Source organism: Streptomyces sp. NPDC018045 (assembly GCF_044327445.1).
Taxonomy (GTDB): Bacteria; Actinomycetota; Actinomycetes; order Streptomycetales; family Streptomycetaceae; genus Streptomyces.
Genome location: NZ_JBIRFL010000029.1, coordinates 1 through 16,534, shown reverse-complemented (window position 1 = coordinate 16,534; position 16,534 = coordinate 1). Strand labels below are relative to the sequence as shown.

At 70.7% G+C, this 16,534-nt stretch carries 11 protein-coding genes; 2 read left to right on the top strand and 9 right to left on the bottom strand.

The annotated features are described in order from the left end of the window. Positions 1-75: 75 nt before the first annotated feature. Positions 76-1,242 (top strand): serine hydrolase domain-containing protein, encoded by a 1,167-nt coding sequence (locus tag ACH4EB_RS33745; protein ID WP_398352072.1) that lies wholly within the window; start codon positions 76-78, stop codon positions 1,240-1,242. Positions 1,243-1,301: 59 nt separating this feature from the next. Here ACH4EB_RS33745 and ACH4EB_RS33740 read toward each other — a convergent pair whose 3' ends face one another. Continuing rightward, complete coding sequence (locus ACH4EB_RS33740) at positions 1,302-3,722, bottom strand: SpoIIE family protein phosphatase (RefSeq protein ID WP_398352071.1); 2,421 nt, start codon at positions 3,720-3,722, stop codon at positions 1,302-1,304. Positions 3,723-3,800: 78 nt separating this feature from the next. Next, entirely contained in the window at positions 3,801-7,838 is a 4,038-nt protein-coding gene (locus tag ACH4EB_RS33735) for a HAMP domain-containing protein (RefSeq protein ID WP_398352069.1), read from the bottom strand. Positions 7,839-8,320: 482 nt separating this feature from the next. Here ACH4EB_RS33735 and ACH4EB_RS33730 point away from each other — a divergent pair, with 482 nt between their 5' ends. Next, positions 8,321-8,995 (top strand): LysE family translocator, encoded by a 675-nt coding sequence (locus tag ACH4EB_RS33730; protein WP_398352067.1) that lies wholly within the window; start codon positions 8,321-8,323, stop codon positions 8,993-8,995. A gap of 382 nt (positions 8,996-9,377) precedes the next feature. Here the strand turns inward: ACH4EB_RS33730 and ACH4EB_RS33725 are convergent, their stop codons facing one another. The 7 genes from ACH4EB_RS33725 to ACH4EB_RS33695 all read right to left on the bottom strand — a co-directional run bounded on the left by ACH4EB_RS33725 (position 9,378) and on the right by ACH4EB_RS33695 (position 16,295). Beyond that, positions 9,378-9,566: a hypothetical protein gene (locus ACH4EB_RS33725; RefSeq protein WP_398352066.1), complete on the bottom strand. Its 189-nt coding sequence runs from the start codon at positions 9,564-9,566 to the stop codon at positions 9,378-9,380. Positions 9,567-9,712: 146 nt separating this feature from the next. After that, on the bottom strand, positions 9,713-10,045 hold the full coding sequence (locus ACH4EB_RS33720) for a DUF6545 domain-containing protein (RefSeq protein ID WP_398352065.1): 333 nt from the start codon (positions 10,043-10,045) through the stop codon (positions 9,713-9,715). A 151-nt stretch (positions 10,046-10,196) separates the two neighbouring features. After that, on the bottom strand, positions 10,197-11,675 hold the full coding sequence (locus ACH4EB_RS33715) for an MFS transporter (protein WP_398352063.1): 1,479 nt from the start codon (positions 11,673-11,675) through the stop codon (positions 10,197-10,199). A gap of 791 nt (positions 11,676-12,466) precedes the next feature. After that, the gene (locus ACH4EB_RS33710; RefSeq protein ID WP_398352061.1) at positions 12,467-12,850 is read right to left on the bottom strand and encodes a hypothetical protein; all 384 of its coding nucleotides are present in this window, start codon (positions 12,848-12,850) and stop codon (positions 12,467-12,469) included. A gap of 247 nt (positions 12,851-13,097) precedes the next feature. Beyond that, entirely contained in the window at positions 13,098-14,180 is a 1,083-nt protein-coding gene (locus ACH4EB_RS33705; RefSeq protein ID WP_398352060.1) for a TniB family NTP-binding protein, read from the bottom strand. Positions 14,181-14,382: 202 nt separating this feature from the next. Then, on the bottom strand, positions 14,383-15,537 hold the full coding sequence (locus tag ACH4EB_RS33700; protein ID WP_398352058.1) for a Mu transposase C-terminal domain-containing protein: 1,155 nt from the start codon (positions 15,535-15,537) through the stop codon (positions 14,383-14,385). After that, positions 15,534-16,295, bottom strand: a complete 762-nt coding sequence (locus ACH4EB_RS33695; RefSeq protein ID WP_398352057.1) for a TnsA-like heteromeric transposase endonuclease subunit — start codon at positions 16,293-16,295, stop codon at positions 15,534-15,536. The genes ACH4EB_RS33700 and ACH4EB_RS33695 overlap by 4 nt, the downstream gene beginning before the upstream one ends. Positions 16,296-16,534: the final 239 nt, after the last annotated feature.

The following is a 16,534-nucleotide window of genomic DNA, read 5'->3' as shown; positions in this document are numbered from 1 at the left end:
TCGTCCCCGTACCGAGAAGCGGGCGGACAGCCGGATCCCACCAGGGGCCGCGGCGCCCGCCGGGGAGGAACCGACATGACGCACTCCGAGCACACCGGGCGCGAAGAGATCCAGCGGATGCTCGACCGGACCGTGGCCGAGGTGGACGTGCCCGGCATCGTCGCCGAGATCCGGGACGCGGACGGAACCTGGTTCGGATCGGCCGGCGTCGCCGACATCGAGACCGGCCGCCCGCGCCAGGAGGGCGAGCATGTGCACGTCGGCAGCGCCGGCAAGGCGTTCACGGCCGCCACCGTGCTGGCGCTGGAGGCGGAGGGCAGGCTGAGCATCGAGGACACGGTCGAGAAGTGGCTGCCCGGCGCGCTGGACGTCAACGGCTACGACGGCAACAAGATCACCATCAGGCATTTGCTCAGCAACACCGGCGGCCTGTTCATCACCGGCCTGGCGCCGGAGCTGACGCGCCGCTACGCCACCCGCTCCGCGCTCGCCGAACACCGCTTCGACATCTGGACCACGGACCAACTGCTGGAACTCACGGTCTCTCAGCCCCCGATCCACGAGCCGGGCACGGCCTTCGCCTACTCCAACGGCGGGTTCTACCTCGCCGGCATGATCATCGAGAAGGTCACCGGCAACACCTACGCGGAGGAGGTCGCGCGCACCATCGTCGAGCCCCTCGGCCTGACCCACACCTACGTACGGCCCGCCGACGAGACCGGCTATCCGCAGCCGCACCCGCGGGCGTACTCGGGACTGTTCATGAAGGACGGCGTCGACCCGACGGACATCACCGCGGACAACTGGGAGTCGATGTTCGAGGAGCCCGGCCTGCCGCCCCTCGACACCACCGAGTTCAACAGCTCGTGGGCCTGGTCGGCCGGCAACGTGATCTCCACGACCAGTGAGATGATCAAGGTGTTCAACGCCTTCGCGTCCGGCAGCCTGCTGCCGTCGGCCCAGCACCGCGAGATGTGGACGATGGTCTCCACCGAGGGCGGCAACTGGATGCCCCACTCCACGTACGGCCTCGGCGTCTTCGGGCTGGACCCGGCCGTGACCGGCGGCCTGCGGCTGCGCGGCATGGCCGGCAGCATGCAGGGCTCCCACCTCTTCGTCATGGGCACCCCCGACGGCGAACGGACGATCGCCGTCCACACCAACACCGAGTTCAAGTCCTGGCAGGTCCTCTTCCAGGCCCTCCAGGCCCAGTTCGGCATCCCGGCCGTCCCAGGGGTGTGACGGCGGGGCCCGGCCCGGACCGGGGGGCGGGCCGGACCCTCCCCGCCGCGCGCGGCGCTTCAGACCACTTGGACGCCGATGAGGCAGGTGTCGTCGTCGGTGTCGGACTTGCTGTGGGTCAGCAGGTGGTCGAGCCGGTGCTCCAGAGTGGGCGCGGGTGTGCGTGCGGTGGCGAGCAGTTGGGCCAGGGAGTCGTGGATGGCGGTGTCCCGCCGCTCGACCAGTCCGTCCGTGTACATCAGGAGGGTGTCGTCCGCGGCCAGTTGGAGTTCGGCCTCCTCGTACTCGGCTTCCGGCAGCACTCCCAGCAGCAGTCCACGGGCCAGCGGCAGCCTGCTCGCTTCCTGCCCGCGGACCAGCACGGGCGGCAGATGGCCGGCTCTGGCCCAGCGCAGGACCCGGGTCTCGGCGTCGTACACGCCGCAGACGACCGTCGCGGACACCTGGGCGGTGAGGTGGTGGGCCACGATGTTCAGCCAGGACAGCAACTGGCCCGGCCCCGCGTCGGTGACGGCGAGGCCGCGCAGGGCGTTGCGCAGGACCACCATCCCGGTGGCGGCCTCGATGCCGTGGCCCGCGATGTCACCGACGCAGAGCAGCACCCGCCGGGAGGGGAGCACGACGGCGTCGTACCAGTCGCCTCCCACCAGGGACTCGGTCTCCGCGGGCCGGTAGCGCACGGCGATCTGCAGGCCGGGGGCGGCGATGGGGCCGCGGCTCGGCGGCATGATCGCCTGCTGAAGCTGGAGCGCGAGGCGGTTGCGCTCGGCCGACTGCTGCTCGGTGTGGGCGAGCTGGTCGCGGGTGGCGGCGAGCGCCACCTCGGTCCAGTGCTGGGAGGAGATGTCCTGGTAGACGCCGCGTACGGCGAGCAGCCGGCCGTCGGCGTCGAGCACGGGCTCGGCGATCCCCCGGAGGTGGCGGGTGACGCCGTCGGGGCGCCGGAGGCGGAAGGCGGCCGAGGCGGAGCGCTGGTGGTGCAGTACGGCGCGCAGGAAGCGGCCGATGGCGACACCGTCGTCCGGGTGCGCGTGGGCGGCCAGGTCGTACAGGGACACGGGGGCGCCGGTGGCCGGCCGCCCGTACAGGGTGAAGAGCTGCCTGTTCCAGGTGATCTCACCGGTCAGCAGGTTCTCCTCGAAGCCGCCGATACGGCCGAGGCGCTGGGCGTGCTGCAAAAGGCCGGCGAGCCGAACGGTCTCGTCCTCGGTACGCCATATGAGCAGCACACTGTTCCCGTGCCGGCTGATGCTGATGTCGGCGACGGCGGCGAGCGGCACCTGGTCCACCAGCGCGGTCAGGGTCATCCGCTGGGCGCGGAAGGGCTCCCCGGTGGCGTAGACGCGCTGGACCTTGTCGAACAGTTCGCTCTCGTCGGCGGCCATCGGGTAGGCCTCAAGCAGCAGGGCGCCGTTGACGAAGCTGCGGGGGCGGCCCGCCGGGTCCATGAAGCGCCCGTTGACGTGGTGGATCCGGAAGTCGGTCAGGTGACCGTCGGCCGCCAGGTGGGGGGTGAGGACGAGCGCCGGGTCGTGGAGCCCGTCCGCCAGATCCATGAGTTCGGCCACGGCGGGGCCGTGCCGGCCGGGGGACCGGCCGTACTCCCGCGGCGCGGGGGTGTCTTCGAGGGTGTGCGCGCAGAGCTGCGCCAGGGCATCGATCTGGCGCGTGATCACCGGCGGCTGCGGGGGGAGCGGCTGCTGCCAGCAGATTTCCAGGACGCCCAGGATGCGGCCGCCCGTACCGGCGGGCAGCGCCACCCGGCCGCCCTGCGGATGGTGCGCGCGGCCGATCGAGGGGATGCCGGTCTCGGCCAGGGAGGCGAACCGGACGGTGTCCCGTTCGGTCAGCGCCTGGCGGGCCACGGTGACCACACCGGGGGGTACGTAGCGCCAGCGCACCGCCTCGTCGGCGGGAAACCCCGCGTGGCCGGCCAAGGTGAGCGACGTGTCCGATCCCGCGGACCAGATGGCCACGGCCGTCGCCCCCAGCGGAGCCAGCGCGTGCTGTAGCAGGGAGTCGGCGACGGCCTGGGTGTCGTCGGCGGCCAGCGCGGCGCTCTCGGCGGTGCGCAGCCGCACCGCGACGGCCGGGTCCGTGCCGGTGTGTCCGGTACGGGTGCGCCGCAGGAAGGCGTCGGCGACGTCCGCGACCCGGTCACGGGCCGCCTGGTTGATGAGGTCCACGGCCAGCTCCAGTGGGGAGACCGTGGCCTTCTCCGCGAGTTCGGCGAGCTGCCGGGTCGCCTGGGCCGGTCCGCAGTGGAGCCGCTCGATCATGATGCCCTTGGCGAGTTCGATCAAGGCGCGTCCGTCGGCCGCCGCGTGCGCGGCCTGGACTTCGCCGCGCAGGCGTTCGACCGTGGCGGCCAGGCGGCCGACGGCGGAGGTCCCGTCCGGCCGGGCGTCCGGCGTGCCGGGGCCGGGCACCGGCGAGGCATCGTTCCCGGAGGGGGCCCCGGCGTGCTCAGAAGTGCTCATGATGCTGCCGATTCCTCGATGCGAGAAGTGCGTTGCGTGAGCAGGCCGGGGCGGCGCCCGGCCGCCCGGGCACCCCCTTCAGGGCGTCAGCCATCGGCGTACGCAGGAGATCAGCTCGTTGGTGTCCACCGGCTTGGTGACGTAGTCGCTGGCACCGGAGGCGAGGCTCTTCTCGCGGTCTCCGGGCATGGCCTTGGCCGTGACCGCGATGATCGGCAGGTGGGCGTGGGCCGGCATCTGCCGGATCCGCGCGGTCGCGGTGTAGCCGTCCATCTCGGGCATCATCACGTCCATCAGAATGAGGTCGATGTCCGGATGCTCGACGAGCGCTTCGATGCCCTTGCGTCCGTCCTCCGCGTGCCGGACGTCCAGGCCGTGCAGTTCCAGGATGCTGCTGAGCGCGTACAGATTGCGGGCGTCGTCGTCGACGACGAGGACGGTGCGGCCGCTGAGACTGTCGTCGACGGGCTGGGGCGCCTGCTGGACGGGCTCTTCCGGCCGCACCAGCGGCAGTACGTCACCGGGCTGCTCGGCGGACAGGTGCAGGGCGATGCGTTCGCGCAGCTCGTCGAGGCTGGAGAGCAGCTCCAGCGGCCGGACGCCGGCGCGCGCCTGCAGGACGCGCTCCTGCTCCGCCCCCAGGCGCCTGCTGTTGTGCGCGAGGACGGCGACGGTGCGCACGGCGGTGTCCCCGTCCATCGCGTCCAGGAAGCGCAGGGCTTCGCCGTCGGCCATGTCCAGGTCGAGGACCACGCAGTGGAACGGCCCGGCGGCCAGCGCGCCGGCGGCTTCCTGGGCGCCGGCCACGGAGACGACTTCGATGCTCTCGGCGCGGCTGCGGTCGCGGTCGCCCGGGTCCTGGCCGCCGGTGAACTCGGCCACCGCGCTGTCGGCCACATGGGAGAGCAGTCCCCGGGCGCGCTCCTCGATCACCAGCAGCCGGCGGGGCTGTGCGGGGGCCACGACGGGGGTACGCGGCGGAACCTCCTGCCCTTCGTCCCGCTCGCCCGCCGGTGCCTCCAGGGCCGGTACGGTGCCGGCCTGCTCCTGGAAGTCGGCGCGCGCGACGGGCAGGTACAGGGTGAAGGCGCTGCCCTGTCCGGGCGTGCTCTCGGCGGTCACGGCGCCGCCCAGGAGGTGGGCGATCTCGCGGCTGATGGACAGGCCGAGGCCGGTGCCTCCGTACTTGCGGCTGGTGGTGCCGTCCGCCTGCTGGAACGCTCCGAAGATCACATCGAGCTGCTGCTCGGCGATGCCGATACCGGTGTCCTCGACCCGGAAGGCGACGACCGGGCCGCCGCGCTGGACGGTGTCGGGCACTTCGCTGTCGCCGGCGGGCTCGATCCGCAGCTCGACGCCGCCCTGCTCGGTGAACTTGACCGCGTTGGACAGGAGGTTGCGCAAAACCTGCCGCAGCCGCGCGTCGTCGGTCAGCAGATCCACCGGGACGCCGGGCGCGGCACTGATGGTGAAGTCGAGGCTCTTCTGCGTGGTCAGCGGCCGGAATGTCGCCTCGACGTAGTCCAGGAGCTGCCGCAGCGCCACCCGCTCCGGGGTGATGTCCATCTTGCCCGCCTCGACCTTGGACAGGTCGAGGATGTCGTTGATGAGCTGGAGCAGGTCCGAGCCGGCGGAGTGGATGATGCCCGCGTACTCGACCTGCTTGGGGGTGAGGTTGCGGGTCGGGTTCTGGGCCAGCAACTGCGCCAGGATGAGCAGGCTGTTGAGCGGGGTCCGCAGTTCGTGGCTCATGTTGGCCAGGAACTCCGACTTGTACTTCGACGCCAGCGCGAGCTGCCGCGCCCGGTCCTCCAGCTCCTGCCGCGCCTGCTCGATCTCCAGGTTCTTGGTCTCGATGTCGTGGTTCTGCGAGGCGAGCAGCTCGGCCTTCACCTCCAGTTCCGCGTTGGAGCGCTGGAGTTCCTCCTGCTGCCGGGTCAGCTCCCCGGAACGGGCCTGTAGCTCTCCGGCCAGCCGCTGCGACTCCTCCAGCAGCTCGTCGGTACGCGCGTTGGCGACGATGGTGTTGACGTTGACGCCCACCATCTCCATGAGCTGTTCGAGGAAGTCCCGGTGGACGGGGGTGAAAGCGGTGAAGGACGCCAGCTCGATGACGCCGAGGACCTGGTCCTCGACGATGACCGGCAACACGATCAGGCTGCCCGGCGCCGCCCGGCCCAGGCCGCAGGAGATGCTGATGCAGTCGGCGGGCACTCCGTCGGCGACGATCGTACGGCGGCTGCGGGCGGCCTGGCCGACCAGGGACTCGCCCAGCCCGAAGCGGTCGTGCCCCGTGCTGCCGGCGGGCCGGCCGTACGCGCCGACGATCCTCAGCACGGTGCCGTGCTCGGTCTCCTCGGCCAGGTAGAAGGCGCCGTACTGGGCCGAGACCAGCGGCGTCAGTTCGTCCATGACCAGCTCGGCGACGACCGCAAGGTCCCGGTGGCCCTGCATCAGCCCGGCGACGCGCGCCAGGTTGCTCTTGAGCCAGTCCTGCTCCTGGTTGGCCCGGGTGGTCTCCCGCAGGGACCGCACCATGGAGTTGATGTTGTCCTTCAGCTCCGCGACCTCGCCGGAGGCGTCCACCGTGATGGAGCGGGTCAGGTCGCCCTCGGCGACCGCGCTGGTCACCTCGGCGATGGCGCGTACCTGCCGGGTGAGATTGCCGGCCAGCTCGTTGACGTTCTCGGTCAGGCGCTTCCAGGTGCCCGACACCCCCTCGACCTCGGCCTGTCCGCCGAGCCGCCCCGCACTGCCGACCTCGCGGGCGACGCGGGTGACTTCGGAGGCGAAGGAGGAGAGCTGGTCGACCATGGTGTTGATGGTGTTCTTCAGCTCCAGGATCTCACCGCGGGCATCGACATCGATCTTCTTCGACAGGTCGCCGTTGGCCACGGCCGTGGTGACCTGGGCGATGTTGCGTACCTGGCCGGTGAGGTTGTTGGCCATCGAGTTGACGTTCTCGGTCAGGTCCTTCCAGGTACCGGCCACATTCGGTACGCGGGCCTGGCCGCCGAGCATTCCTTCGGTGCCGACCTCGCGGGCCACCCGCGTGACCTCGTCGGCGAAGGCCGACAGCGTGTCGACCATCGTGTTGATCACGCCGGCGAGCGCGGCCACCTCGCCCTTCGCCTCCACCGTGATCTTCTGCGAGAGGTCGCCTTTGGCGACGGCGGCGGCCACCTGGGCGATGGAGCGCACCTGGCCGGTCAGGTTGGAGGCCATCACGTTGACGTTGTCGGTCAGGTCCTTCCAGGTGCCCGACACGCCCCGTACGGTGGCCTGGCCGCCGAGGTTGCCTTCGGTGCCGACCTCGCGGGCCACCCGCGTGACCTCGTCGGCGAAGGCCGAGAGCTGGTCGACCATCGTGTTGATGGTGTTCTTCAGCTCAAGGATCTCCCCCCGGGCGTCCACGCGGATCTTCTGCGACAGATCGCCCTGTGCCACGGCGGTGGTGACCTCGGCGATGGACCGTACCTGTGCCGTGAGGTTGTCCGCCATCACGTTGACGGACTCGGTCAGGTCCTTCCACGTACCGGAGACGCCCTTGACGTCGGCCTGTCCGCCGAGCCGCCCTTCGGTGCCGACCTCGCGGGCGACGCGGGTGACTTCGTCGGCGAAGGCGGAGAGCTGGTCGACCATGGTGTTGATGGTGTTCTTCAGCTTCAGGATCTCGCCGCGGGCATCGACGGTGATCTTCTGCGACAGGTCGCCCTGCGCCACCGAGGTCGCGACCGCCGCGATCGAGCGCACCTGTGAAGTGAGGTTACCGGCCATGAAGTTGACCGAGTCGGTCAGGTCGGCCCAGGTACCGGAGACGCCCGGCACCTCGGCCTGCCCGCCGAGCCGCCCCTCGCTGCCCACCTCGCGGGCCACCCGGGTCACTTCCGAGGTGAACCGGGACAGTTGGTCGACCATGCCGTTGAAGACGGTCGCGATCTCACCGAGCAGCCCGTCGTCCTCGTCCGGCAGCCGCATACCGAAGTTCCCGTCGCGTACGGCCGTCAGCCCCGCGAGCAACTGCCGCAGCTCCGGTTCCCCGCCCCGTCCTCCCGTATGCCCCGACCCCGCCCGCGACACCGGACGCGCGGTCCCGTCCGCCGTCTCTGCTGCCATGACCCGACCTCGCTCCACTTACCGGACCCCCTGCGCAGGGCACGACGGCGCTGTGGTTCTGCCTCAAAGGCGCGCACATGTGCCTCACGCCGACACCTCGTGACCTCGCCGCACGGCAAGTAGGGGAAGAGTACCGCGAGGCACACAACGGAAGTCCTGACAAAGCCACTTCGGCATACGCCCCCGCCCGGCGGCTGCTACTCGCCGCGCAGGGGGCGGCCGCCGCCCGGGAACGCGACGGCGGACGGCGGGGCCACGGGCACGGGAGAGGACGGCATGAGGACGTCGGAATCCGCACTTCACCGAGGCCGGCCACCCGTACCCCCGGCGGTCCGCTCGGGGCGGCCGCCGGTCGCCGACCACGCGGTATCCGACCCGCGGGACCTCGTACGCCGGATCGGCGCGGCGAAAAGTCCCGCGCCGCCGCGGCCCACGAAAGCGCGACGGTGAGAGACGGGAGCCGGTACGGGCATACGTTCTTCATGTTTTCCGATGTGTCATGGGCGGCCTTCTTCCCCTCCGCGGTACTGCTGGCCGCGACGCCCGGCGCCAATCAACTCCTGGCCCTGCGCAACGGTGTACGGCACGGATTACGTCCGGCGCTCGGCGCCTCGCTCGGCCGGTTCACGGCGTTCCTCCTGATGGTGATCGCCGTGGCCGCCGGGCTGGGCGCCGTTCTGACCAGGTCAGCGGTGGTTTTCAACGTCATCAAGTGGTGCGGGGTGGCCTACCTGCTGTGGCTGGGACTACAGACCCTGCGGACGGCACTGCGCGCGAAGAACGACCGACGGGCCGAGCCCGGCGACGAGGAACCGGAAAGCCCCGCCCGGGAACAGCACACGGGCCGGAACGTCCCGGCCTGGCGGCTGGCGCGGCAGGAGTTCCTCGTGGCGGTGACCAATCCCAAAGCGCTCATCCTGTTCGCGGTATTCCTGCCGCAGTTCCTGTCCCGCGACGCCCACCGGGTCACCGTTCCACTGCTGGCTCTCGGCCTTGCCTATATCGCGGTGGAATTCTTCTGTGCCTGGGGATACGCCGCACTCGGCGGCCGGCTGAAAAAGGCAGGAACCGGCCGCGCCACCCGGCGACGCCTCGACATGGCCACCGCCGTGACGATGTGGGGCCTGGCCGGCTGGCTGGCGATGGAGAACAGGTGAGGAGAGTGCCTGCGCGGGGTCTCGGAGGCGGCGCTCGTCGTAGGTATCCGAAACGCGGGGAGCCAGGCCCCCGGGGAACGGCGGAGGGGCGCGCTGAGTGACCTGGGAAGGCCATGCCGGGGCCGTCAGCACATTCCCTGAAGCCAGCTCATACTGGTGCTCCCAGGCAGGGAAGCCTCTTGTGCCAGAGGGACGGGAAAGCCTATGCCAGGCACCGAGAACCCGTTGCCGGCATGAACACCGGGTGTGGCACCGTCCGCGCTCCACGGGAACGGACACGGGTGAGCCTGCACCGTAATCTGTTGGCCAGCGCCGTTCTGCAGACAGCCGATGGGCGTGGCCAGGGTCGGCCACGCCCTCGGTGCGCGGAGCGCGCAAGAGGTTAGCTGGTGTGGATCCCGGAGGTCATGACGGCCGCCTTCTCTGCATCCGGCCACGTGTCGTACTTGCGCTTGCGACGCTTGCTGGTGGAGGTACCGCTCCGCTGCGTCTGGTCGTGCTGCGACGCTGCGCTGTTCTTGCGTGCCTTTTCTTTTTCCGAACATTCCATCTTCTCCTTCTGCTGTCGCACTGCCCACAGTGGGGCCGCGTATGCCACGTATGTGGGTTGCGTCATTGGAGTTGAGCGGGCAGCGGCGGCGAAAAGGCGGCGTCCGTGCGGCCATTCTGCGCACCAGGTGACATTCGTCGGCCGTGCTGGTGCGGTGGAGCGTGCTGTCATGCTTGATCCAGCCGGTGTTCCAGTCGGTGTTCCAGCGCAAAGGCTTCGGCTGCGGGTGAGTGGAAGGCGTCGCACAACTGCTGTATGCGCGCGACTTCGGTGTCGAAATCGAAGTCGAAGTCGATGTCCCTGTGCTCTCGTGACGCCATGGGCTCTTCCGCGGACTCGACCAGCGGTTGGGCACCGGCACGCTTGGCCTCGCAAGCGGCTCGCAGCCGGAGGCCCTCGGCCAGAGCGGTGCGTTGCGCACCGTCCTGCAGGATTTGCGCCGCACGGTGGTGGGCCTGTTCGCGCAGATGCGGCGGAACGTAGGAGGCGAGGATCAGCATGGCGAAGAGTGTGCCGCCAGAGCATGCGCCGATGTTGTGAAGACTCACCTCGCGTTTTCGACGGGAGCAGTTCGGCCCGGCCGCCCTACCGCTCCCGTACCCGAACGAGGCGGCGGCACGGGACCGGGCGCCGCCGCCCTGGGGAACCGGTCTACCCGGCCCGGTTCTTCGTGTGCTGGGGCAGGCAGAACAGCAGGGCCCACAGCAGGGCCAGGAGGCTGCCGACCCACCACAGCACGGTGATGAACGCGTCGCGGTTGAGTGCGGCCTCGGATGAGCCGCCGGTGGTCGCGAAGAACACCAGCGCGGTCAGCGCGGTGCCCAGGGCGATGCCCAGGTGCATGACGGTGTTGAACAGACCCGAGGCGGCCCCGGCGTCCTCGTGCGGGACCTTGGCCAGCGACATGTCGGCGAGCGGGCCGCCGACCATGCCGAGGCCGAATCCGATCAGTACCACCGGAGCAGTCATCGCCGCGAGAGTCAGGTCCGCCTGGCCTGCTTCGATCTGGAGCCCGTGGACGGCCATCGAGGCGAGCGTGATGAGAGCTCCGGCCTGCGGCAGCCGGCGGGCGAAACGCCCGCCGCTCCTCGCCACGACCGTCGCACCGCCCAGCTCTCCGACGGAGAGCAGCACGAAGGCCAGGGCCGCGTGGAAGGGGCTCATGCCCAGTCCGCGCTGGAGGTAGAGCGTCCAGGTCATGAAGAACAGCCCGCACAGAAGGCCGTGCATCAACTGCGCGGCCATGCCGCCGGAGAACTGCCGGCCCCGGAAGAGAGACAGCGGCACGAGCGGGGCGTTGCCCTGCTTGCGCTTCTGGTGGCGCAGGAAGACGCCGAGGACGAGCAGGCCCGCGGCGAGCAGGGCGAAGCACCACAGCGGCCAGTGATGCAGGTGCCCCTCGGTGAGGGGGAAGACGATCAGGACGATGGCCAGCGCGGACAGCAGCATGCCGGTCAGGTCGAGCCGGTCGGCCTTCTTCACGGTCGACTCGGGGATGAACCGGCGTCCCAGGAGGATCACGGCGAGGCCGACGGGCACGTTGACCAGGAAGATCGGCCGCCAGGACAGCCCGAACAGGTCCGACTCGGTCAGCAGACCGCCCATCACGGGGCCCAGGACATTGGCGAGCGACATGATGGCCCCGTACAGGCCGAACACCTTGCTGCGGTTCTGGCCCTCGAAGGTGACATGGAGGGTGGCCAGGACCTGCGGGATCATCACGGCGACTCCCACGCCCTGGAGCGCGCGGGCGGCGATCAGTACGCCCGGCCCGGCGGCGAGGCCGCACAGCAGTGAGGCCGTGGTGAACACGACGGTGCCGATGAGCAGGATCCTGCGCCGGCCGCAGAGGTCGCCGAGGCGTCCGCCGGTGATCAGTCCGACGGCGATGGGCAGGGAATAGCCGGTGGTCAGCCACTGCACCGTGTCCGGTCCGGCGCCGGTCGACACTTGGATCGCGGGCAGGGCGGTCAGGACGACCGACTGGTCGATCATGTCCATCAACTCGGCGCCCAGGAGCACCAAGAGGGCGATCCAGGCCGCCAGGCCCATCTTCGACAGACCGGGTGTGGGCTGGGTCGGGGGCTGGGTGGTGTGCTTCGGCTCGTTGTCGAGCGCGGAGGAAGACACGACGGGAAACTCCTGATCCAAAGGAATCGGGGAGCCCTGCCGACAGCCGCACCGGGTCCGGACAGCACGAAACCCGGGGCAGACGGCAGAGCTGCACCCGGGAAAGAAAACTGCGGGAAAGGGTGACGCAACTCAGGCCAGCGCGACGTCCGCCCCCGGACACGTGCGACACAACAGCACGCGGGGAACGCGGACGACTACATGGCCTGGTTAATAGGTCAACACCTCAAGATCGATACAGAAGAAACAGGGAATCCGGTCGCTGCCACCGATACCTCGGCACAGGAACTGGGACACGATACGACATCCCAGGCTCCCGACGCAATCCAGACGTCTGCGACAGCATCCGAGGCATGACAGCCTCGTAGGAAGCCTCCCCGAGCGACGCGGACGACGTCGAGCGCCACCCCAGCTCGCGCTGCCGGGCCCAGCTCGCCTCTCCCTGCCGCTCGCGCTCCGGCGCGGTCGCCGGCACCTACCGAACCGGTCGCTTCAGTGCGGTAGGTGAGGGCCTGGGCGTTCCTTCGAGGGCCCGGCGCTCCTTCGCGGCTTGTCCCTTCATCTGGTCGTCGGTGCGCGTGCTGTGCCAGATGGTGCCCTCCCGCTTCACGTACTGAGGTTCGCGGTCTCGCAGGAGGGCCGGCTTGAGGTGGCCATGGAAGAGGAGCGTGCGGCCCTGGTCCCGGCGGCTGCGGCTGAACCGCATCGCGCTCTTCTCGTGGCGGGAGAGGCGGTTCGCCGCGACGCGGGGGGAGGGAGGGTGCCGCTGACGCGGCCGGGAGTGTAGGTGGTCAGTGGTCGACGTAGTCCCGTTTCTCCCGGTCGAAGGGGATCAGGAGGTGGAGGCGGTCGTCCCAGGTGTCCCAGGACCCGAAGGGCTTCGGGAGTCCGTCCACGGACCAGATGTGCGCGCAGAGCGTGAGGGCGGTCGGCACCGCGTCGTAGGTGGCGGCCCAGCCGTAGCGCCGCAGGAGGAGCAGGTGGCGCCGCTGTGCGTCGATGATGTCCGGGAGCCGGGTGAGGTCGACGGCGGGATGGTCGATGTCGGGCGGGCCGATCCAGGTGCCGTGCCGCAGGCAGACGTAGGTGTGGTGGGGCAGGAGCCGGACCACCTTGCCGCCGGGATGGCTGGCGTCGCAGAGGTGGCAGCCGGTCTGCGGCTGGTGACGGAACATCTCCCAGTCGGCGCCGGGTCGCGCAGTTCCGGCATCGCCCCGGCCAGGGTGTGGACGCTGCGGCCGGTCAGCGCGGCGAGCCGTTCGGGGACGACGACGCGGCGACCGGCCCCCGGATAGGCGGGCTCGGTGACCTGGAACCACAGGCCGTTGACGTCCAGGCCGTGCAGGGTGGCCAGGCGGCCGACATAGGACGGGGGGATCTCGTGCCGGGCGGGCGGGATGGGATCGGGCAGCGTGCGGAGCATCAGGCCGCGCGCCTCCGCCGCCCGGTCGCCTTGGCCGGGGCGGTGAGCTGTTCGGACTGCTCGGCGGTGAAGTCGACGGGAACGATCTCCAGCAGCTCTTCGCTGATCCGCTCGCTGCCGTCCTCGATAACCAGCACGGCGGCGCCGCGGACGAGTTGGAACAGGCTGCCGATCATGCCGCCGGTGCGGGTGAAGAGGTAGCCGTTCATCGCACTGAGCGTGCCCGGCGCGTGCTCGCGGAGGCGGAGCATGGACTCCAGCGTGCCGACCGGCCCCCGCCACGTGTCCTTGTCGGCGGTGGTGGCGTAGGGGAACGGGGCGGCGGGGATGACGACGAACCGTCCGGCGATCTGCCGGCCCCGGGTTCCGGCGAACAGGCCCTGGTTCTCGATGTCGATGCCCGCGTAGGCGAACGTGGCCGGCAGCCGCTCGGCGAAGTACTTCAGATGGTCGGATGCTTCCGCCCCGGCCCGGGAGCCGAGGTTGAGGTTGTGCAGCTCGTCCACCAGGACCAGGTCGACGTGGACGTGTGCGGTGGTGGCGCAGACGGCGTCGACGATGTCGGTGTGGGTGGCCCGGGCCGGGAAGGTCAGCCCGAAGAAGCGGGCGGACTCCATCGCGAGCATCTTCGGCGTGGCCACGGGCGGGACAGTGACGTAGACGACCGGCAGCCGGGCCCGGTCGTGCGGGTGGCGCTTGCGGGTGGCCAGCTCGTGCGCGCAGCCTAGCTGCGTGAGCGCGGTTGTCTTGCCGGTGGCGGAGGCGCCGGAGAGGATCAGGCCGCGGCGGGTGGAGACCTGGTGGCGGTTGAGCTGGATCAGCAGCCGGGCGGTGGAGATCACCTTCCGGATCGTGGGGGTGTTCACCAGCGGCAGGTCCGCGTGATACTCCCGCCGCCGGTCGTCGGCCGCCGCCCGCTGTTGTCCGCTCAGCGCGGCCCGCTCGGCGGCGGGCAGCAGCTTCGGCGGGACGGTCTCGTGCTCGACGTAGCGGCGCCAGCCCTCCTTGGTCGTCAGCGGGGAGTCCGGCAAGGCCTGCTCGCCGGACTCCGGCTGGCGTGTGCTGGTCGTGGGCGTGCTCATAGCCACCTTTCGGCTTCGGCGTGGGCGTCGAAGACCCCGTAGGGCACCACCTCCGCGGACGGCACTGCGGCGGAGTCGGGCTCGGGGCGGTCGGGCGTGTTCTCGGTCTCGGGTGTCGCGGCGGGCGCCGGGAGGGCGGCGGCGGTGCGGGTGCGGGCGATGACCCACGCGGAGCGCAGGTCCGGTCCGTGCTCGGCGCGGGTCAGCAGTGCGTCCAGGACGCGGGCGATGTCGGCCTCGCTGGAGTCGTCCAGGCCGGCCGCGGTGGCCAGGCGCCGGCGTGGTCCCAGGTGAAGTCCGCGAAGGGGGCGTTCACCAGCGGCAGGTGGACCCAGGGCGCGGTGATCCAGCCGCTCGTGGTGCGGACGAAGACGCGGGAGAGGTCGTAGGGGTCGTAGTGCACCTCCCAGAGCCCCCGCTTGGCCGCGTGGCCGGAGTGCTGGCGCCGCCACGGCCCGAGCCCGGGCGCGTCGTAGGTGCGGTGGCCGATGCGGACGCCGTAGTCGTTGATCGCCCGCCAGGCCACCGGCAAGAGCTCCAGGTGGTCCTCCCCGCGCAGCACCAGCGGCAGGTAGCCGGCCGCCGCGATGAGGGAGGCGTACTTGTCGTTCGGCGACATCGCCTTCCTCGGGCGGAACGGGGCGCGTAGGGCGTCGTGCGGCCGCATCTGCCACCCGGCCAACAGCCGCTCCTCCAGCAGGCCCTGGAGTTCGGAGATCGTCCAGACGGCGGCCTGCTCGACGCGCTCGCCGCGGCGGGTCACGTCCCGGCCGGTGCAGCCGGCCAGGTGCTGGCAGAACAGGGTGTTGATCGCGGAGAACGTGGCCTTCACGATCGCCTTGTCCGTCGGCGTGCGTGGACGCGCCCGCTGGACGGAGATGCCCAGGCGTTCGCAGGCCCGCAGGAAGGTGTCGGAGATGAACACCTTCCCGCCGTCGATGACCACGGTGTCCGGCGCGATCACCGGTTTCGCGGCGGCCTGCTCCATCCGCGCGTCGATGTCGAGCAGATGCCGGTGCGGCATCCGCGAGGCAGCCATCCGCAGCGAGGTGGAACAGCCCGGCCGCATCGGCTCCGGGAGGACCAGCATCCGCGCCAGCAGCAGCAGCGAGGCGTCCGCCGCCTTGGTGCCCACCGGTCGCAGCACCGCCGCGCAGATCGTGCGGGTGGCGACATCGACCGCGATCGTCAGATCCGCCCGCGCCGCCATCAAGTACGAGGCCAGCACCACCGATTCCGCCCCTGCGGCCGACCGCAGCCGCACCGCCGTCCCGGCCAGCGCCACCACCTGATGCTCGTCACCGTCGAACATCAGCCAGTCGCTCGGCCGCAGCACCGGACCCCCGCCCGCGGTCATCGGATCGTCCCCCGCGTGACCAGGGAGCCGCCGTGCAGGGGCACCGAGACATCCTCCGTCAGCTCGTGCGACCACAGCAGGTGGAACAGCACCGGCAGCACCGCCAGCGGCTCACCCGCCTCCGCGGCCCCGTCCATCAGCGGCAGCGGCTCGGCGAACACCTCCCGCAGCCGCGAGGCGGCCGGCTCCACCCGGTGCCGGGGGTGCCGGTAGCCCGCCAGCCACCGCACGTTGCGGGCCACCACCGGGTCAGGGGCACCCAGCAGCCGGAACTCCCACCCCACCTCGGCGCAGGCCGCCGCCGTCGCTTCTAACTTCACCACGCCCCGCGGGCCGCGGCGATCGGCCGGGCGGCAGTCGACGATCACGGCCGTCCCGTCGTCACGACGGGCGAAGTAGTCTGGCGCGTGCGAGAGAGGCCGCCCGTTCGCCGCCGCCCAGAACAGCCAGAACGGCTGCGAGGAGATCCCCACCACCGCCGGGTCGAAGTCCAGCAGCATGACGTGGTCGCGCTCCAGCCAGGACTCACACCCGACGTGCCCGCCCGTCGTCGCCGACCACCACAGGCCCGGCAGATTGGGCTGCCGACGGTACGACGCGAAGGCGCGAACCGGGGCAGCGTGCTCGAACGACACCGCCCACGCGTCCGCCAGAGGGCACCGCAACTCCGTCCCGTCCGGAGCGACGTACGCGACCTCCAACCCAGTCGCAGGCGGTCCAGCAGAACCGCCCGGCAGGACCACTAACGCATGCACCACGTCCGGCTAACCCCACCCATCGATGCAAGGTCACGCTGACCTATGCGAAACCTGATGCAGCTTTGAGGTCCTAACAGAAGCTGTTGGTCGTGTGACTTTCGGTTCGGATAGGCGTTGGCCTGGCCGTGGGGAAACGTCAGTCGTGGCCGTGGATCGTGTCGGATGAACTGTGGTCACTCATCGAGCCGTTGTTGCCCGAGCCGGTGCCAAAGCAGGTGGAGGGACGCCCCCGGGTGCCG